This is a genomic window from Methylomonas sp. MgM2, assembly GCF_054172045.1.
In genome coordinates, this window is sequence record NZ_JBSYXO010000055.1 from 1 (window position 1) to 17,858 (window position 17,858).

At 51.4% G+C, this 17,858-nt stretch carries 21 protein-coding genes; 18 read left to right on the forward strand and 3 right to left on the reverse strand.

The features are described from left to right. The 8 genes from ACW73I_RS21785 to ACW73I_RS21820 form a co-directional block, all read left to right on the forward strand. On the forward strand, positions 1-1,041 hold a 1,041-nt coding region (locus ACW73I_RS21785; protein ID WP_458031610.1), incomplete at its 5' end, for a hypothetical protein. 2 nt (positions 1,042-1,043) lie between these two features. Next, positions 1,044-1,616 carry a hypothetical protein gene (locus tag ACW73I_RS21790; protein WP_458031611.1) on the forward strand — a complete coding sequence of 191 codons (573 nt, stop codon included), beginning with the start codon at positions 1,044-1,046 and terminating at the stop codon, positions 1,614-1,616. Positions 1,617-1,627: 11 nt separating this feature from the next. After that, positions 1,628-3,352 carry a site-specific DNA-methyltransferase gene (locus ACW73I_RS21795; RefSeq protein ID WP_458031612.1) on the forward strand — a complete coding sequence of 575 codons (1,725 nt, stop codon included), beginning with the start codon at positions 1,628-1,630 and terminating at the stop codon, positions 3,350-3,352. Beyond that, entirely contained in the window at positions 3,349-3,603 is a 255-nt protein-coding gene (locus tag ACW73I_RS21800; RefSeq protein ID WP_458031613.1) for a DUF4258 domain-containing protein, read from the forward strand. The genes ACW73I_RS21795 and ACW73I_RS21800 overlap by 4 nt, the downstream gene beginning before the upstream one ends. Continuing rightward, a complete protein-coding gene (locus tag ACW73I_RS21805) occupies positions 3,600-3,836 on the forward strand; it encodes a DUF2283 domain-containing protein (RefSeq protein ID WP_458031614.1) in 237 nt (78 codons plus the stop codon). The genes ACW73I_RS21800 and ACW73I_RS21805 overlap by 4 nt, the downstream gene beginning before the upstream one ends. Continuing rightward, positions 3,833-4,123: a nucleotidyltransferase family protein gene (locus tag ACW73I_RS21810; protein WP_458031615.1), complete on the forward strand. Its 291-nt coding sequence runs from the start codon at positions 3,833-3,835 to the stop codon at positions 4,121-4,123. Before ACW73I_RS21805 ends, ACW73I_RS21810 begins: the two co-directional genes overlap by 4 nt. A gap of 57 nt (positions 4,124-4,180) precedes the next feature. After that, positions 4,181-6,952, forward strand: a complete 2,772-nt coding sequence (locus ACW73I_RS21815; protein ID WP_458031616.1) for a DEAD/DEAH box helicase — start codon at positions 4,181-4,183, stop codon at positions 6,950-6,952. Positions 6,953-7,381: 429 nt separating this feature from the next. Beyond that, a complete protein-coding gene (locus ACW73I_RS21820) occupies positions 7,382-8,326 on the forward strand; it encodes an MBL fold metallo-hydrolase (RefSeq protein WP_458031617.1) in 945 nt (314 codons plus the stop codon). 100 nt (positions 8,327-8,426) lie between these two features. Here ACW73I_RS21820 and ACW73I_RS21825 read toward each other — a convergent pair whose 3' ends face one another. The 3 genes from ACW73I_RS21825 to ACW73I_RS21835 all read right to left on the reverse strand — a co-directional run bounded on the left by ACW73I_RS21825 (position 8,427) and on the right by ACW73I_RS21835 (position 10,290). Beyond that, on the reverse strand, positions 8,427-8,915 hold the full coding sequence (locus ACW73I_RS21825; protein WP_458031618.1) for a glutathione peroxidase: 489 nt from the start codon (positions 8,913-8,915) through the stop codon (positions 8,427-8,429). Between the two features lie 5 nt (positions 8,916-8,920). After that, positions 8,921-9,634 (reverse strand): DUF5765 domain-containing protein, encoded by a 714-nt coding sequence (locus ACW73I_RS21830; RefSeq protein ID WP_458031619.1) that lies wholly within the window; start codon positions 9,632-9,634, stop codon positions 8,921-8,923. Positions 9,635-9,798: 164 nt separating this feature from the next. Continuing rightward, positions 9,799-10,290, reverse strand: coding sequence for a peroxiredoxin family protein (locus ACW73I_RS21835; protein WP_458031620.1), 492 nt, complete (start codon positions 10,288-10,290; stop codon positions 9,799-9,801). Positions 10,291-10,390: 100 nt separating this feature from the next. Between ACW73I_RS21835 and serA the strand changes: the two genes are divergently transcribed. The 10 genes from serA to tolA all read left to right on the forward strand — a co-directional run. Then, on the forward strand, positions 10,391-11,974 hold the full coding sequence (gene serA, locus ACW73I_RS21840; protein WP_458031621.1) for a phosphoglycerate dehydrogenase: 1,584 nt from the start codon (positions 10,391-10,393) through the stop codon (positions 11,972-11,974). Continuing rightward, the gene (locus ACW73I_RS21845; RefSeq protein ID WP_458031622.1) at positions 11,971-12,612 is read left to right on the forward strand and encodes an HAD-IB family phosphatase; all 642 of its coding nucleotides are present in this window, start codon (positions 11,971-11,973) and stop codon (positions 12,610-12,612) included. The genes serA and ACW73I_RS21845 overlap by 4 nt, the downstream gene beginning before the upstream one ends. Positions 12,613-12,682: 70 nt before the next feature. Beyond that, entirely contained in the window at positions 12,683-13,435 is a 753-nt protein-coding gene (locus ACW73I_RS21850; RefSeq protein WP_458031623.1) for a YebC/PmpR family DNA-binding transcriptional regulator, read from the forward strand. Between the two features lie 24 nt (positions 13,436-13,459). Beyond that, positions 13,460-13,957 carry a crossover junction endodeoxyribonuclease RuvC gene (gene ruvC / locus ACW73I_RS21855; RefSeq protein WP_458031624.1) on the forward strand — a complete coding sequence of 166 codons (498 nt, stop codon included), beginning with the start codon at positions 13,460-13,462 and terminating at the stop codon, positions 13,955-13,957. Continuing rightward, positions 13,954-14,556, forward strand: a complete 603-nt coding sequence (gene ruvA / locus ACW73I_RS21860; RefSeq protein ID WP_458031629.1) for a Holliday junction branch migration protein RuvA — start codon at positions 13,954-13,956, stop codon at positions 14,554-14,556. Before ruvC ends, ruvA begins: the two co-directional genes overlap by 4 nt. Continuing rightward, complete coding sequence (ruvB, locus tag ACW73I_RS21865) at positions 14,556-15,590, forward strand: Holliday junction branch migration DNA helicase RuvB (RefSeq protein WP_458031630.1); 1,035 nt, start codon at positions 14,556-14,558, stop codon at positions 15,588-15,590. The genes ruvA and ruvB overlap by 1 nt, the downstream gene beginning before the upstream one ends. Positions 15,591-15,608: 18 nt before the next feature. Next, on the forward strand, positions 15,609-16,004 hold the full coding sequence (gene ybgC, locus ACW73I_RS21870; RefSeq protein WP_458031625.1) for a tol-pal system-associated acyl-CoA thioesterase: 396 nt from the start codon (positions 15,609-15,611) through the stop codon (positions 16,002-16,004). Next, positions 16,005-16,682 (forward strand): protein TolQ, encoded by a 678-nt coding sequence (gene tolQ, locus ACW73I_RS21875; RefSeq protein ID WP_458031626.1) that lies wholly within the window; start codon positions 16,005-16,007, stop codon positions 16,680-16,682. It begins immediately after the preceding gene. After that, entirely contained in the window at positions 16,679-17,125 is a 447-nt protein-coding gene (tolR, locus tag ACW73I_RS21880) for a protein TolR (protein WP_458031627.1), read from the forward strand. Before tolQ ends, tolR begins: the two co-directional genes overlap by 4 nt. A gap of 12 nt (positions 17,126-17,137) precedes the next feature. Further along, positions 17,138-17,858: cell envelope integrity protein TolA (gene tolA / locus ACW73I_RS21885; protein ID WP_458031628.1), on the forward strand; the 721-nt coding region annotated here is incomplete at its 3' end.

Sequence of the window (17,858 nt, forward strand, 5' to 3'; positions counted from 1 at the left end):
AAACCGCCCGGCGCTACGGCTTCCAGGGACTACTCAACCTTCACTCGCTGGCGCTTCGTTTCCAAGGTTTCGCAGCGGGTGAAAAAAACTGAACGTTTGGTATTTTATTATGATTTGACCATTAAGGCAGAGTCTAGGACTTTCAATGCGCCAAAATCTATATCTGTTAAAAAGGCATTTCAATTGATGCAGCTTGTTCCTATTGAAAAACGGATCAAAGAAATATCAAAGGGACGAGAACAGCTTTATGTTTCTGATTGGAAATGGGACGGTGAAATTATTAGTATTTTGGTTAATAAGTCGGATAAAGGGCTGTCGGATCCAGTCTTCACGATACCAAAAGAAAAGAAACGTCGTACGGCAGAAAAGCAAGAACATGAAGGCCAAGACTTCTCTATTCATATTGTAATCAAATTACCACAAGATGACTTACAACCAGCTTTAGTTCTAATTGAATATTGTATGGGGCTCGGAGTTTCTACGATTCAGAAACTTCTAAACCAAATTCTGCAAGATGCAAAGAATATAGCGCCTCAAGATTTTGAGCAGTTACATCCAGATGGAGCAGTTGACAAAAGCGGTAAACCTAAAAAATACAACGTTGTTTTTAAATGTGACTTTGAGGGTCATATTTCTGATGATTTGAAATACGATCTTGATAACGGGAAAGTACAGTCTATTGAACTCATTACAGAAAAAGAAAAATATACCATCATTGATGAAGATGGTTATATTCAAGAAAAATGCAAAACGTTAGTTCTGACTTTAAAAGACGAGAATAACTCAATAAAAGACAAGTTCAATCGGCTTAAGAAAGTTTTTACAAAAAAGAAAGATGACTATAGTCGAGCCCGTATAAAGTTCAAAACACCGACGGGTGTTGATAGGACAGTAGAGATAGATATAAATGACGCATCGGCACAAGGTTATGTAAAAAAAGGAAAGCTGGAAGAATTTGAGATTGAATTGAAGTCTTCGTACGACAAATTCTGTAATTCAGTCCTCGAGAAGATGATGGAGCTTTTAAATCAGGAGCCATGATAATGTTTAAACGTTTGCTTCGACCGTTTTCTTATTTATCGATTGAGCATAAGCAGAAATGGAGGGTGGATTGGCTTTATCCTTTTATTCTATCTATAATATCAACCAGCATACTGTTCTATCTGAAAATATTTGGAAATATTGCTTTTTATGTAGATGGCGCAGTTATTTCAAAAATTCTTGGTTTTGTTCAATGTCTTCCAGGATTTTATATTGCCGCATTAGCAGCAATTGCCACTTTTAATAAAGCAGATATAGATAAAACAATGCCCGCACCAGCACCAAGGCTTGATATAACGGTGCGAGGTCAAAGCGTAGCAATTGAACTAACAAGAAGGCGATTTCTTTGTTCAATGTTCGCATTTTTAACGGCTGAAAGCTTTACATTGATTATTCTTGCCATATTTGGGCAGGCAATTTACCTACCGGTTAAAGCAATTCTCAGTCCGCACTATCATTTATTGGTATCAGCGGCATATATGCTGATTTTCTTGTTTATTTTTTGGCAGATGCTAATTACTAGCTTCTGGGGTTTGTTCTATCTTGGTGATCGATTGCATCAACCAGGCCAGTAAAACGATACATTATGATTTTCAAACAAAAACTAGAACTCACCTGGATCGGGAAAGACAAGCGGCCTCGGTTGGAACCGCGGATTTTGTTGGAGGATGCGGAGAAGTCGTATCATGCCAAGCAAAGGATGACGGACAACGATAGTTTCGATAATCGGCTGATATTCGGCGACAACCTGTTGGCGTTGAAGGCGCTGGAGCAGGAATTTAGCGGCAAGGTGAAGTGCGTGTTTATCGATCCGCCGTACAACACCGGCAGCGCGTTTACCCACTACGACGACGGGCTGGAGCATTCGATCTGGCTGGGTTTGATGCGCGACCGGCTGGAAATCATCCGCCGCTTGCTGTCGGACGACGGTTCGTTGTGGATCACCATCGACGACAACGAATGCCATTATTTGAAGGTGTTGTGTGATGAGGTGTTCGGGCGGGGGAATTTTGTTAGCAATTTGATCTGGCAAAAAGCCGATTCCCCTCGAAATTCAGCACGGCAATTTTCTACAGACCATGACCATATTTTGGTTTATTCCAAGAATCCTGAATGGGTTCCGCGTAAGCTTGAGCGAAGTGAGGAGGCAAACTCTATCTACTCCAACCCAGACAACGATCCGCGTGGTCCGTGGTTGCCGGGTGACCCCTACGCGAACAAACCATATTCAAAAGGACAATATACGATCACTGGCCCAACTGGTCGACAGTTTTCTCCACCGCCTGGTCGGTATTGGCGAATTTCAGAGGATAAGCTTCGAGAGTTAGACGAAAGTGGGAGAGTATGGTGGGGGCCAAACGGTTCAGCACGGCCGAGTATTAAGCGTTATCTATCCGAAGTGGGCGATTTGGTTCCACGAACCTTGTGGTCGAAAGAGGATGTCGGCAGTAACCGAACATCAAAAAACGAGATGCGGACGCTTTTTCCAGGTGATACCTCATTTGATACACCGAAGCCAGAACGCTTAGTCGAACGAGTTCTAAATATAGCCACCAACCCCGGCGACCTCGTCCTCGACTCCTTCGCCGGTTCCGGCACCACCGGCGCGGTCGCCCACAAAATGGGCCGCCGCTGGATCATGGTCGAGTTGGGCGAGCATTGCCACACCCACATCATCCCGCGCCTGCAAAAAGTCATAACCGGCGAAGATCAGGGCGGTATCAGCAAAGCGGTTAACTGGCAGGGCGGCGGCGGTTTCCGTTATTACAAACTGGCGCCCAGTCTGATCGTCAACGACCGCTGGGGCAATCCGGTGGTCAATCCCGACTACAACGCGGCGATGCTGGCGGAAGCCTTGTGCAAGCTGGAAGGCTTTGTCTATGCGCCGTCGGAAAGCCGCTGGTGGCAGCACGGCCATTCCAGCGAACGCGATTTTATCTACGTCACCACGCAAAATTTGTCCGCCGAACAATTGCAGGCGCTGGCCGACGAGGTCGGTGTGGGGGCGGATTTATCCGCCCACGAGGACGTTGGGCGAATGAATTCGCCCCTACAGAGCCTGCTCGTTTGTTGTTCGGCGTTTCACGGCATTACGGCAGCACAAGCCAACGAACGCTGGCCGAATCTGACGCTGAAGAAAATACCCAAAATGGTGTTGGCACGTTGCGAATGGGGGCATGACGATTACAGCCTGAATGTGGCGAATCTGCCAATGGCTGAACCGACGTCTGCGCTCAAGGAACCAACCAGCCGCCCGCGAACGAAAGTCAAAGATAGTCTTAACCTCGATTTGTTCGAGGGTGAAGCATGAACTACGAATTGACGGTGCATGCACAGGAAAGTCTGAATAAACGCCGGAACATCCAGCTGAAATGGCTGGAGCGGGTGCTTGAATATCCGCACAGAATAGAAGCCGATGCCATCGATGCCGAATTGGAGCATAGACCCGGCAAAATCGATGAATTTGATGGAGGGGTTCCGCGGGTCGTTGTCAATCCGCATGTCGACCCGATCCGCGTGATAACCGTATTTTTCGACCGAGCCATGAGGGGTAAGTTATGAAACTGAGTATCGATGAAGCAGCAGATGCTTTGCATTTGCAATTGGTGGATAACGACGTTATCGAATCGGAAGAAGTAGCGCCCAGCGTGATTGTGGACTACGACATCAACGGCGAAGTGATCGGGGTAGAAATTTTGCATCTCAGCAAGCGGCCGCATCCGGTTGATGTGATGGATTTTCAGTTTCAAACCCACCGCAAGCCGAAAAATTCAAGTGTCGATGTTGCGGCATGAAACGCGATAAAGCGTTGTCACTATTGGCGCAAAGTAAATCCGTTTTGGTGGAGCGTTTCGGCGTTACCCGTTTGGCGTTGTTTGGCTCTACGGTACGTGATTCGGCAACAGACGATAGCGATGTCGATATTTTGGTCGAGTTCGACGGCCCAGCCACCTCGGCGCGTTATTTCGGCGTGCAGTTTTATCTGGAGAATTTGCTGGGTTGTCCGGTGGATTTGGCGACCGACAAGGCGCTTCGAGCTGAACTGCAGCCCTTTATAGAGCAGGAGGCTTACGATGTTTGATGTGCAAAACATGCCGGGTTTAATTCAGCAACTTAATGGTTTGAAGGATCATTGTTCATGACTCAACGGATATTGAATGCCGTCACAGGGCGTTTGTCGCTGCGTCCGCCGCAGGCCGAATCTTTGGCGCGTTTGGTGCGTGCTTTGGACATGGCCCCCGAATTATTGCAGCACGAGAAAGATTTGCCTTCGGTGCTGGCCAGTTTGAAATCGTTATTTCCGACCCTGGAAGATTTCGAGCGCGACTTTCCTTCGTTGTGTTTTGCGTTGGCAACCGGCGTGGGTAAAACCCGTTTGATGGGCGCGTTTATTTCTTATCTGCATCTGGCGCACGGCATCAACAACTTCTTTGTGTTGGCGCCGAATCTGACGATTTATAACAAGCTGATCGCCGACTTTACGCCGAATACGCCGAAGTATGTGTTCAAGGGCATCGGCGATTTTGCCATCAATGCGCCGCGCATCATTACCGGCGATAATTACGATCAGACGGGTTTCGATATTACCTCCGACTTGTTCACGGAAGTTCGGGTCAACATTTTCAATATCGCCAAAATCAATTCAGAAGTGCGCGGCGGCAGGGAGCCGCGCATCAAACGCATGCGCGAAGTGTTGGGCGATAGCTACTTCAATTATCTGGCCGAGCTGCCCGATCTGGTGTTGCTGATGGATGAGTCGCACCGTTACCGGGCTAGCGCCGGGGTGCGTTCGATCAATGAGCTGAAACCGTTGTTTGGCTTGGAATTGACTGCAACTCCATTCGTTGAATCGGCGCGCGGGCCGGTGGCGTTTAAAAACGTAGTGATGGATTATCCGCTGGCGCGGGCGATGGAAGACGGTTTCGTCAAAGACCCCGCCGTCGTGACGCAGCGAAATTTCGACGCCAAGGCGCACACCCCGGAAGAGCTGGAAAAGATCAAGCTGGAAGACGGCGTGCGCTTGCATGAATCGACCAAAGTCGAGCTGTTGACCTATGCCCGCGAAAACGGGGCCAAGCCGGTCAAACCGTTTATGTTGGTGATTGCGCGCGATACGACGCATGCCGCACAGTTATTGACCTTGTTGGAATCCGATGCGTTTTACGAAGGCCGTTACCGCGGCAAGGTGATTCAGGTTGATTCCAGCCGCTCCGGCGCCGAAGAAGAAGCGATGATTACCCGTTTGCTCGCGGTGGAGCATGTCGAGGAACCCACGGAAATTGTCATTCACGTGAACATGCTCAAGGAAGGCTGGGACGTGACCAATTTGTACACTATCGTTCCGTTACGCGCGGCCAATGCGCGCACCTTGATTGAGCAATCCATCGGGCGCGGTCTGCGCCTGCCGTATGGCAAGCGTACCGGCGTAGCGGCGGTGGATCGCTTGAATATCGTGGCTCACGATAAGTTTCAAGAGATTGTGGATGAGGCTAATCGCGGTGACTCGCCGATCCGGCTAAAACAGTTGATTCTGGAGGCGCCGAGTGCTGACGACAGCAAAGTCAGCGTAGAAGTCGTATCGGTGGCAATGGCTCGATTGGGTTTAGGCGTGACACCGACCGTTACAAAGCAATATCGTTCCGACACAGGGGAAGTGAACGGTGACGTGAATGATGTCAAACCGGCCCCGCTCTTTTCCCGTGAGTCCGAATTACAAGCCGCCCGCGTCGTGATGGAGGTGATCGGCAGCTATGAAGTCAAACGAGATTTAGTTCCTAACAGCGCAGCGCTGCTCAAGCCGGAAGTGCAAGAAGAAATCCTCAAGGAAGTGACTGAAAGGCTAAAGCCGCTACAGTCGGAATTATTTGCCGATGAGCGCATCGATCTCGTCGATGTGGTGAAAACCACTACCGAGGTGGTTGTTCAGCAAACGATTGATATTCCGCGTATCACCGTGGTGCCCAATGGCGAAGTCACAACGGGATTTCATCCATTCACGCTCGACATTGCGCAGCTCCGCCTCCAGCCGGGCGAACGCGAAATTGTCGGGCAGCTGTTACGAACCAATGAACAATTCACCTTGGCCGCCGAAATCGGTTTGGTTGAACAACGCTTGGAGGACTACATTGTTCATGCCTTGGTTGATTACGACGACATTGATTATTTCACGCATGCCGAATTGCTCTACGACCTGGCCGGTCAAATGGTCAAGCATCTTGCCGGCTATCTTTCGGAGGCGGACGTGCAAAGCGTGTTGGATCGCGACCGGCGGCTGATTGCCCGCGAAATCCACGCGCAGATGATGGCGCATTTTTGGGAACAGGCGACTGAATACGAGGTTAAAGTCAGCCGCGGTTTTACCGAATTAAAACCCTGTAATTACACTGCCGGCCGCGCCGTAATTGCTCCCGGCAATTCTGCGGCATACACCCCGTCCCCGGGGATAATCGCGCATCACTACAGGGAAACAGTCACCGAAGCCGGCCGTATCAAACAAATGCTGTTTGGCGGTTTCGAACGTTGTTTATACCCGTTGCAAAAATTCGATTCGGACACCGAGCGCCGTTTTGCTGTCATCTTGGAAAGAGACGCGCAAAAGTGGTTTAAGCCCGCTAAAGGCCAGTTTCAGATTTATTACAAACTAGGAAACGAGCAGCCCGAGTATGTCCCGGATTTTGTCGCAGAAACCGAGTCGCAAATTTTCATGGTCGAAACCAAGGCGCGCGGGGACATGGATTCGCAGGAGGTTCAGGCCAAAGCCGCTGCTGCTGTACGTTGGTGTCGGCATGCTTCGGATCATGCGCTTGAAAATGGCACAAAGTCTTGGATCTACCTACTATTGCCGCACGATGAGGTTGCGGAATCTAAAAGATTGGCGGATTTTCAACGGTTTACATTGGCTGGCAGTTAGGATTTGGCCAAAAACCACTTCCCGTTTTGCCGGTGCGAACCCTGGGGCATACCGAATGAGGAACGCCGTGAACCCTTCCATGGGGGCTTGACGGCAGCGTCCTTGCCGCCGACATCCTCACTCGCTACGTCCCCAGTGACTATTGTCATATCGGGAAGTTATTTTGGACGATATCCTTAGTAGGGCTTAAGCGCTAAACGCTATTTTTTAAAGCCGATGAACTATATCGGCCATTTCACCGCCTTATGGTAGACGCTTCGAAATCTTCCTGGCGTTTTGGTTTGGGAAGGGTAATTGTTAGCTGTCACACTATTGAATCAGACCCGGTTTATTGTTGACGACGTTGGCCTTTATGGTTGGTTCGGTCCTGGCGACTCCGCAGAATTTTTCAGACAGCTGATCTGTAAATACGGATCTTGAGGGGGTGATATGAAAGCGAATTACACTGATTCAAAGACCTATCTCCGCCGCTGGCGTTTGGCCGTCACTCTTGCTGTTTTGGCTTGCGCAGGTTCCGCGCTGGCGAACGAGGCGGCATTGAGCGTGCGGGTATTGGGTTCCGGCGGGCCGGAGTTGAGCGATCAGCGCGCGTCCACATCGTATTTGATCAGCCTGAACGGGAAGGCGCGGGTTTTGTTGGACACGGGACCGGGAAGCAGTTTGCATTTCGAGTCCAGCGGCGCGAATTTCAATAGCATAGACGCATTGCTGTACAGCCATTTGCATGTGGATCACAGTGCCGACTTGCCTGCTTACATCAAAGCCGGCTATTTCAGCGGCCGCAATCGGGATTTGCCGGTTTACGGACCCGACGGGAATGCGGTGATGCCTTCGACCGCGGAATTCGTCGAAGGGTTGTTCGGCGACCGCGGCGTTTACCGCTATTTGCGGGAGTACTTCGTTCCCGGTGTTTCGGGAGCCTACAAGCTCAAGGTGCACAACGTGGTAACGCCGAATGACGGGCTCCGGTCAGTGCGATTGACGCCGGATATCAACGCCACTGCCGTGAATGTGCCGCACGGGCCGATACCCGCACTGGCTTGGCGAGTCGAATCGGAGGACTGTGCGGTGACGTTTACCGGCGATACGAATCGGCCGGGTACCGGCCTGACCAAGCTGGCGCATCGCAGCGATCTGTTGATTGCCCACCATGCCGTTCCGGAGCACGCCGCGGAAGTTGCGTTGAGTTTGCATATGCCGCCTTCCGCGATAGGAAAGCTGGCGGCCGACGCCGGCGTTAAACGTCTGGTGCTGTCCCATCGCATGCAACGTACGCGGAATAGCGAGGCGGAAACGCTGAAAATCATCCGAACACATTTTGCCGGGCCGGTCGAGTTCGCCGAGGATGAAGCGGTTTACCGGCCGTGCCGTTAAAGGAGACGGCCGTTATGATGAAAGAACCCTGCTCCCAAAGTCACGATCATGGTTTTTTAGCTAATCGGCTGTTAGGCGCATTTTGCAAACGGCGTTGAGTTTATTGGGACTCTAACAAACGTTCGATATCCTTTCGAATGGTGTTTGGGGTTACCAATGGCGCGTAACGCTTAAACACGTGTCCGTTTGCGTCGATCAGAAATTTGGTAAAGTTCCACTTGACGGCTTTGCTACCCAGCACGCCGCGCGCTTCCGACTTCAGGAATTGATACAAGGGATGCGCCCGGCTGCCGTTAACATCGATTTTTTCGAACATCGGAAAGCTGATTTGGTAATTTGCGTCGCAAAAGGCGGCGATTTCCCGGCTGTCTCCCGGTTCCTGCCGGCCGAATTGGTTGCAAGGAAAACCTAACACCACCAAGCCGCGTTCTTTGAATTGTCGATATAGGCTTTCCAATTCGCGGTATTGCGGCGTGAATCCGCAGCGGCTCGCCGTGTTTACGATTAATAGCACTTTGCCTTTATAGGATTCCAACGAAACCGGTTTTCCGCTGATGTCGTTAACCGTAAAGCCATAGATTGTGTTCATGCTGATTACGCCGTTTGCGTTTGTAAGGGTTTGGCCATGAAAAAGTTTTTGAAATAAGGCATGAAGCTGGCGGTAATCGGAATCGAGTAAAAACAATAAATGGCCGCGGCCTCGCCGGTCGAAACCCCAAACAGCCATTGCGGAACAAATAGGGTCATCAGCGCCATGAAACAGTGGTACGATGCGATCCTCCAGTTGTCTTTCCACAGAAATCCGCTGAAAGCCAATCCGAATAAGGAGCCGTGGGTGACAAGCAAGCCAAATGCCGCAGGGATGAGATAACCGATATGGTATTTACCCATGAATAAGCAGGCGACCTTGTCGCCGATGAAGTTGGGGTTGATGCCGAATAATTGCCATTCTTTCGGTAAAAAGGTGCAAATCAAAAACAGGGTACTCAATGCGATGCCGGTAATGGTCGCTTTTTTTAGGGCCAATTTATCGCTGGAATAAGTAGCGAGTGCCGGCATGATGGCGAAGGCCTGCAAGGCGATGTGATAGGTCGACAATTCGCTTAGGAGTAAATTGGTGCCGTAGCCGCATTGATCGGCGACCGGGTAGGCGAAATATTGAATCAGCTCCATTAGCGAGAAGTGGAATATGGCATAGGCGCGGGCAAGGCGTATCCAAAACGGTTCATCTTTATCCATAAATGTGATGCCGGATGCGACAAACCCGACTATACCGAGACTTAAAGACATATTTGCACTAAAACACATGACTAATCCGATTTTTTATTTGCAGCGCGGTATTTAGAACTTGGAAAACCGCGATTGCAAGGTTGAAAAATGTTCGATTAATTTCGGCTGCGCGAGTGAGCCGACGCCTGATTTTAACAAACTATGGGATGACTGATGTTAATTAGCATCAATTGTTTGTGTTTTTACAACTGTTCTATGCGTTGTTGCATGTCGTGCAAGTCAAATGTTCCCACTTTTTGCATGACGATATGACCGGCTCTATCGATCAAAAACGTCGTCGGAGTCAAGCGCACCTCGCCGAAGGCTTGGGCTAATTCACCCGAGGGGTCGAGCGCGACCGCATAGGGTAGTTGTTTGGACTCCGCCATGGTTACCACGTGATTGGGCGGGTCGTAGGGCATCGCTACTCCGATGATGTTCAATCCTTCTCCACCGTACTGGCGATGCAGGCTGATCAGGTGCGGGATTTCTTCGATACAACCTGGGCAGTCCGTCGCCCAAAAAGTGACGATTACCGGCTTGCCTTGCAGCTCGGATAATCTTATGGTGCCGCCTTTGATGGTCTTGAAGCCGACATCCGGCGCGGCGCGCACCGTTTGAGTTTGCCAATACCAGCCTAGCGCGGCGATTAGTCCGATGATTAGAAGAGCGGTGCTTAATTGTTTGATATGCATGCTTGCGAAAGAGTCGTCGCTGTTTGGGCGATGCCGATTACGGCGTAAATCCTAAAACTGTTAGAATGCTTATCTTATCCAATAATCCCGAATCATGACGATGAAAAAGATACTGATTTCCGATAAGCTGGCTGAGGATGGCATCAATTTCCTGACCGAGCAAGAAGGTTTACAGGTCCATATTCAAACCGGACTCAATGAGGATGCGTTGTGTGAGATTATTCCCGAATACGATGCCTTGTTGATCCGCAGCGATACCAAGGTGACCGCAAAGGTGCTAAAAGCCGCGAAAAAACTGAAAGTGGTGGGCAGGGCCGGTATCGGCGTGGATAATGTCGATTTGGGCGTGGCGATGGAGCAGGGCGTCATCGTCATGAACACGCCGGATGCCAACGCCACGACCACGGCCGAACTGGCGATAGCGCATATGTTTTCGTTGAGCCGCAACCTGCCGGCCGCCAACCAATCGGTGCGCGAGGGCAAATGGGAGCGTTCCAAGTTGACCGGCGCCGAAGTCGCCCACAAGACCTTGGCGATATTGGGTTTCGGCACGATAGGCCGCATTGTTGCGGAGCGCGGCAACGGTTTGGGCATGCGGGTGATTGCCTACGATCCTTTCGTCGCACCGGAAATCTTCGAGAAATATTGTACCGAAATGGTCGATTTGGAATCCCTGGTCAAACAGGCCGACTATCTGACGCTGCATTGCCCGCTATTGGAAAAAACCCGCCATATCATCGGACGCGATCAACTGGCCATGATGAAAAAAACCGCCCGTTTGATCAACTGCGCGCGCGGCGGTCTGGTCGAAGAAACGGCGCTGTACGATGCGCTGAACGAAGGCCGTATCGCCGGCGCGGCCTTGGATGTCTACGAACACGAACCGCCCAAGGATTCGCCGCTGTTAAGCCTGCCGAACGTGGTGTTTACCCCGCATTTGGGCGCTTCGACCAAGGAAGCCCAGGTGGCCGTCAGTGTGGAAATCGCCCGCCAGGTCGTCAAATATTTGCAAACCGGCGAAGCCGTCAATGCATTGAATCTGCCGCGCCTGTCGGCGGAAGAGTTGAAGCAGGCGCAGCCGTTCATGAATCTGGCGCACATACTGGGTAATGTCCTATTCGGATTGATCGACCAGCCCATCCAAAAACTGGAAGTCGCGGTCTACGGCAAGGCGGCTTTGGCTAAAATCCGGCCGATTTCCAGCGAAGCCCTGGTCGGTTTGCTGGAAGGGCAGTTTTCGACGCCGGTCAACCAAGTCAACGTCGAGAATATCGCCAAGCGGCAGGGGATTAGCTTGGTCGAATCGCAAACCGAAAAATCGGAAGGCTACCAGTCGTTGATCAAGATCACCGGCCACTGCGTCGACAAAAGCATCTCGTTGGCCGGTACTTTGCTGGGCGACCACCATCCGCGTCTGGTCAGCATCAATCATTTCGAGATCGAGGTCGTGCCGGAGGGCGCCTTGTTGATCACCCGGCACGACGACAAGCCGGGCGTGATCGCGGCGATTAGCTCCGTTCTGGGCACCGCGAATATCAACATCACCCGCATGCAGGTCAGCGTTGCGGACGACAATCAGTTGGCGATGATGGTCATCAGTGTGTCCGATCCTCTGAACGAGCAGATTTTGAAAGCGGTTTGCGATGTGTCCGCCGTGCAAAGCGCGAGGCAGGTCGTATTATGAGTTTCGACGTGATTTGTTTCGATTGCGACAGTACCTTGAGCCGGGTCGAAGGCGTAGACGAGCTGGCGCGCCGGCGCGGAATGTTCGACGAGGTGGCGGCGTTGACCGATAAAGCCATGAACGGCGAAGTAGCGCTGGAAGACGTGTACGGGCATCGCTTGGAGTTGATCAAGCCTGACAAGGCGGCGATGGATTGGCTGGCGGATTTGTATATCGCCGAGATCGTCGACGGGGTGGCCGAAACCGTCAAAACCTTGCTCGAACATGGTAAGCAAGTCCATATCATCAGCGGCGGTTTGCGCCAGGCCATCTTGCCGTTGGCCGCGCTGCTGGGTATTCCGGAAAGCCGCGTGCATGCGGTCGACGTGATGTTCGACGAAAACGGACAATATCTGGATTTCGCCCGGCAATCGCCGTTGGCGGTCAGCGGCGGCAAAGCCAGGATCTGCCGGCGGCTCAGGATGCATCATTCATCTCTGGTGATGGTAGGCGACGGTCAGACCGATCTTGAAGCCAAGAAATCAGGCGCCTACATGATAGGTTTCGGCGGCGTGGTCAAGCGGCCTTTGGTGCAGGAGCGATCCGACCTTTTTATACCCGACGCTTCATTGACGGCCATCTTGCCCTATGTATTGTAAAGGGACTCGATTAGCCGTTATCACGATGATAAAATCCGGCACTTTTAAAGTTTTAGACTAGAGAGAGACAATGGCAGGGCATAGTAAGTGGGCCAATATCAAACACCGCAAGGGCGCTCAGGACGCCAAACGCGGCAAGATATTCACCAAAATGATTCGTGAAATCACCGTGGCGGCCAAAGGCCCCGGCGGCGGAGACCCGACTAACAATCCGAGTTTACGCAGCGCGATCGATAAGGCGTTGAGCGCCAACATGAAGCGCGACACGATCGATAACACGATCAAGAAGGCCATCGGAGCGGTCGATGGCGTGGTTTACGAATCGGTGCGTTACGAAGGCTACGGCCCGGGCGGTACGGCGGTGATGGTCGATTGTTTGACCGACAACCGCAACCGCACGGTGGCCGAGGTGCGCCACGCCTTTTCCAAGCACGGCGGCAATTTGGGGACCGATGGCTCGGTGGCGTACATGTTCCGCAAGGTCGGCATCATCAGCTATTCCAACGAAGTCGACGAAGACGCGTTAATGGAAGCGGCGATGGAAGCCGGTGCCGAGGATATCGTCAGCAACGACGACGGTTCGATCGACGTATTCACCAGTCCCGACGATTATCTGAACGTCAAAGAGGCGTTGGTTGGCGCCGGCTTCGAGCCGGAAAACGCCGAAGTGACGATGCATGCCGACACCAAATCCGAATTGGATGCCGATGCGGCTGAAAAAATGTTGAAGTTGATTGACCGCCTTGAAGATTTGGATGACGTGCAGGACGTTTATACCAATGCCGATATCAGCGACGAAATCATGGATGCGGTCGGCGCATAATTTAGTTTCTGACCTTTCGACACATTGACTAGAATCCTCGGTATCGATCCAGGCTCTCGTATCACCGGCTACGGCGTGGTGGAAACCACGCCTAATGGTATTCGATACGTTGCCAGTGGTTGTATCAGAATGCAGACCGAGGATTTTCCTTCTCGCCTCAAGCAAATTTTCGACGGCGTCTCCGAGATCGTTTCCGTCTACCAGCCGCGGCAAATGGCAATAGAGCAGGTATTCATGCATAAAAACGCCGACTCGGCATTGAAGTTGGGCCAAGCCCGCGGAGCCGCGATCTGTGCGATTATGAATCAGGATCTGCCGGTGTTCGAATACGCCGCGCGTCAGGTCAAGCAAGCGTTGGTGGGCAAAGGAAATGCCGATAAGCTGCAAGTTCAGCACATGGTCAAAATCTTGCTCGGTATTCAGGGTGAAATTCAAGCCGATGCCGGAGACGCATTGGCGATAAGCCTTTGTCATTACCATTATCAGCAAACGGCGCAACGTCTGCAGAAGGCTGTATCGTGATCGGTTTTTTACGCGGCAAATTGATACATAAGTCGCCTCCGCAGTTGGTGTTGGACGTGCAGGGCGTTGGTTACGAAGTCGAAGCGCCAATGAGCACGTTCTATGATTTGCCGGCGTTGGGCGAAGAAATCAAATTGCACACCCATCTGGTCGTCCGGGAGGACGCTCATATTTTGTTCGGTTTTGCCAGCGAAATGGAGCGTACCCTGTTCAGAACGCTCATTAAGGTTAACGGTGTGGGGCCTAAAATGGCGCTGACTATTCTATCGGGCCAGAGCGTAGAAGAGTTTTATCGGTGCGTAGACGATAATGATGTGAAAGCCTTGGTGCGTTTGCCCGGCGTTGGCCAAAAAACGGCCGAACGCTTGATGGTCGAAATGCGCGGACGTTTACCCGAGTTGAGCGGGGTTGCCGCATCGGACTATCGTTCTCGATCTTCTGTTTCCGCTCCTAACAGTCCTAAGCAAGAAGCAATTAGTGCCCTGTGCGCGCTGGGTTATAAGCCGCAAGATGCGTCTAAAATGGTGCAGTCCGTTGCCGGTGAAGACAAGAGTTGCGAGGACATCATACGTTTGGCGCTCAGGAGTACGGTCAAATGATAGAAAGCGATAGGCTAATCACCGCCCAGGGCAATAACGACGAGGAGCGTCTGGATAGAGCGATTCGGCCGAAGCGGCTGAAAGATTATGTAGGGCAAAAGGAACTGCGGCAGCAAATGGAAATTTTCATCCAGGCCGCCGTTAGCCGGTCGGAAGCGTTGGATCACGTATTGATTTTCGGACCGCCGGGCTTGGGTAAAACCACCTTGGCTAACATCGTTGCCGCGGAGATGAACGTCAATATTCGGCAGACCTCGGGGCCGGTATTGGATAAGGCAGGCGATTTGGCGGCGTTGCTGACTAATTTGCAGGCGCACGACGTATTATTTATCGATGAAATTCATAGGCTTAGCCCGGCTATTGAAGAAGTGCTTTATCCTGCTATGGAAGACTACCAAATTGATATTATAATAGGCGAAGGCCCTGCCGCGCGTTCGATCAAGCTAGATCTCCCTCCTTTCACTTTAGTCGGTGCAACGACCCGTGCCGGATTGCTGACGTCTCCGTTGCGCGATCGATTCGGTATCGTCCAGCGTTTGGAGTTTTATAGCATCGAAGAGTTATCGATTATTGTCATCCGCTCGGCGGCGATGCTCGGTATAGCGATGGAAAATGGTGGAGCCGATGAAATCGCTTGCCGCTCCAGAGGTACGCCCCGCATCGCTAATCGTTTGTTGCGTAGAGTTCGCGATTTTGCCGAAGTTAAAGGCGACGGGATAGTATCGCGGGATATTGCCAAGCAGGCCTTGGAAATGCTGAAAATCGATCAAAACGGTTTCGATATATTGGATAGAAAGCTGCTGAAGGCGATGATTGAACATTTTCAGGGGGGGCCGGTCGGGTTGGATACTTTGGCTGCGGCGATCAGTGAGGAACGTGGAACGGTCGAAGATGTGCTGGAGCCTTATTTGCTGCAGCAAGGTTTTATCATGCGGACGCCCAGAGGGCGGGTGGTCACGCAGAAAGCCTATATCCATTTCGGCTTGCAGCCGCCCAAGCAAATCCAGGCGACCGACGACCTATTTGATGTTTAATACCGCGTTAAGAAGTGAATGAAAGAATTTAGCTGGCCGGTTAGGGTTTATTACGAGGATACCGATGCCGGTGGCGTGGTGTTTTACGCCAATTATCTGAAGTTTTTCGAGCGGGCGCGAACCGAAATGCTGCGGAGCTTTGGTTTCGAACAAGATCGGTTGATCGAGGAAGATAAGGTTGTTTTTGTGGTGCGTTCGGTCACGGTCGATTATTTAAAGCCGGCCCGCTTCAACGATCAAATCGATGTTAGCGCCAAAATCATTGAAAACAAAAAAACCAGCCTTATCTTCGAGCAGTCGATCACCCGCGATCGAGAGGTGTTATGTAAAGGAACCGTTCGTATTGCCTGCGTCGACGTCAAAAGTATGAGGCCGACGTCTATTCCCGTTTCTATCTTGGAGCAATTAACTTAAATGAATACCGATTTGTCCATATTGCATTTGGTCAAAGAAGCCAGTTTTGTCGTTCAGTTTGTCATGTTTATTCTGCTGTCGGCGTCGCTTGCCTCGTGGACATTTATTTTCAGCAAACGAAAAGAGCTAAGCCAGGCTGTTGGCATTACCGATGATTTCGAAGACGAGTTTTGGTCGGGCGTCAGCTTGGCCGAACTGTATAAAAAAATGTCCAGCGACAGGTTCGATCCGGAGGGCATAGAAAAAATCTTCTTAGCCGGTTATCGCGAGTTCGCCCGCATGCGGCAGAAGGGGGACGTCGACCCGGTCGTACAGGTCGAAAGCGCGCAACGGGCGATGCGTATCGAGTTGGCGCGAGAACTGGAAAGACTGGATGAAACTTTACCGTTTCTAGCGACCGTGGGTTCCACCAGTCCCTACATCGGCCTGTTCGGCACGGTTTGGGGCATCATGAATTCGTTCCAGGCGTTGGGGCACGTAAAAAACGCCACGTTGACCAACGTCGCGCCGGGTATTTCGGAAGCCTTGATCGCAACGGCAATCGGATTGTTCGCGGCGATTCCGGCGGTGATTGCCTACAACCGGTTTTCGACGCGTTTGGATCGGCTGGCCGGTCGTTACGAATTGTTCGTAGACGAATTTGTCGTCCTTTTGCAAAGACAGGCGCACACTAAATGAACGTAGCCGGAAGTAGCCGAAAATCGCGCAAACGCCGCGGGCCGATGGCCGAAATCAATGTTGTGCCGTACATCGATGTCACGTTCGTGTTGTTGATGATCTTTATGATTACCGCGCCGCTGGTTCAAACGGGGGTCGATGTGGATTTGCCCCAGGCAGAAACGGCCGCGGTCGATTTAAAGGACGAGCCGCCGGTGATTGTGTCGATCAAAAGAGACGGGAGCTTTTTTATCGATATCGGAGATAGGCAAGACGAACCGGTTGAAGAAGGTGTTTTATTGACCCGGGTTGCGGCTGTACTGCGTAATAACCCGCAGGCGCAAATTTACGTACGCGGCGATCATTTGGTTGAATACGGCAGAATTGTAACGGTGATGGCGGCATTGAAAACCGCCGGTGCCCCTAGAGTTGGTTTGATGACTACCCCGCCTCCCGAGAAGTAAATTCAGTATTCCATGCGGAAATATACTCTTCCATTTGCACTGGCATTGGCGCTTCATTTTGCCATTGTATTGATGTTTAGTTTAGGTTTTCATTCTAATCCCGAAGTCGCGAGAGTTGATCCGATACCGGAGATTATCGATGCGACCATACTTGACGATACACGCATTCAGGCGGAAGCCGATCGCCTGAAAAAGATCGAAGAAGATAAGCGGTTGGCAGAGCAAAAGCATCAAGAACGGTTGGAAAATGCCAGAAAGAGCGAACAACAATTATTGGAGCAAGCTAAGAAGCGGCGATTACTCGAAGAACAAAAGGCCAAAGAAGCGGCTGAGAAGCTCAAGCAGGCGCAATTAGAAGAACAAAAAAAACGCGAACGATTGGAAACAGAGCGCAAAGAAGAAGAACGTAAGTTGCAAGAAGCAAAGGAAAGACGTTTACAGGAAGAAAAGCAAGCCAAGGAAGCGGCGGAAAAGCAAAACAAACTGGAAGCTGAAAAACTAGCTCGGGAAAAGAAGTTACAGGAACAAAAAGCGGCTGAACAGGCCAAGGCGGATACCGAAGCCAAGCAGAAAGCCGAAACGGCGGCCAAGGCCAAGGCGGATGCCGAAGCCAAGCAAAAAGCCGAAACGGCGGCCAAGGCCAAGGCGGATGCCGCAGCCAAGCAAAAAGCCGAAGCGGCGGCCAAGGCCAAGGCGGACGCCGAAGCCAAGCAAAAAGCCGAAGCGGCGGCCA

Coding starts and splice junctions, on each gene's coding strand:
- ACW73I_RS21790 (WP_458031611.1), top strand. CDS start 1,044: ATGTTTAAACGTTTGCTTCGACCGTTTTCTTATTTATCGATTGAGCAT.
- ACW73I_RS21795 (WP_458031612.1), top strand. CDS start 1,628: ATGATTTTCAAACAAAAACTAGAACTCACCTGGATCGGGAAAGACAAG.
- ACW73I_RS21800 (WP_458031613.1), top strand. CDS start 3,349: ATGAACTACGAATTGACGGTGCATGCACAGGAAAGTCTGAATAAACGC.
- ACW73I_RS21805 (WP_458031614.1), top strand. CDS start 3,600: ATGAAACTGAGTATCGATGAAGCAGCAGATGCTTTGCATTTGCAATTG.
- ACW73I_RS21810 (WP_458031615.1), top strand. CDS start 3,833: ATGAAACGCGATAAAGCGTTGTCACTATTGGCGCAAAGTAAATCCGTT.
- ACW73I_RS21815 (WP_458031616.1), top strand. CDS start 4,181: ATGACTCAACGGATATTGAATGCCGTCACAGGGCGTTTGTCGCTGCGT.
- ACW73I_RS21820 (WP_458031617.1), top strand. CDS start 7,382: ATGAAAGCGAATTACACTGATTCAAAGACCTATCTCCGCCGCTGGCGT.
- ACW73I_RS21825 (WP_458031618.1), bottom strand. CDS start 8,915: ATGAACACAATCTATGGCTTTACGGTTAACGACATCAGCGGAAAACCG.
- ACW73I_RS21830 (WP_458031619.1), bottom strand. CDS start 9,634: ATGTGTTTTAGTGCAAATATGTCTTTAAGTCTCGGTATAGTCGGGTTT.
- ACW73I_RS21835 (WP_458031620.1), bottom strand. CDS start 10,290: ATGCATATCAAACAATTAAGCACCGCTCTTCTAATCATCGGACTAATC.
- serA (WP_458031621.1), top strand. CDS start 10,391: ATGAAAAAGATACTGATTTCCGATAAGCTGGCTGAGGATGGCATCAAT.
- ACW73I_RS21845 (WP_458031622.1), top strand. CDS start 11,971: ATGAGTTTCGACGTGATTTGTTTCGATTGCGACAGTACCTTGAGCCGG.
- ACW73I_RS21850 (WP_458031623.1), top strand. CDS start 12,683: ATGGCAGGGCATAGTAAGTGGGCCAATATCAAACACCGCAAGGGCGCT.
- ybgC (WP_458031625.1), top strand. CDS start 15,609: ATGAAAGAATTTAGCTGGCCGGTTAGGGTTTATTACGAGGATACCGAT.
- tolQ (WP_458031626.1), top strand. CDS start 16,005: ATGAATACCGATTTGTCCATATTGCATTTGGTCAAAGAAGCCAGTTTT.
- tolR (WP_458031627.1), top strand. CDS start 16,679: ATGAACGTAGCCGGAAGTAGCCGAAAATCGCGCAAACGCCGCGGGCCG.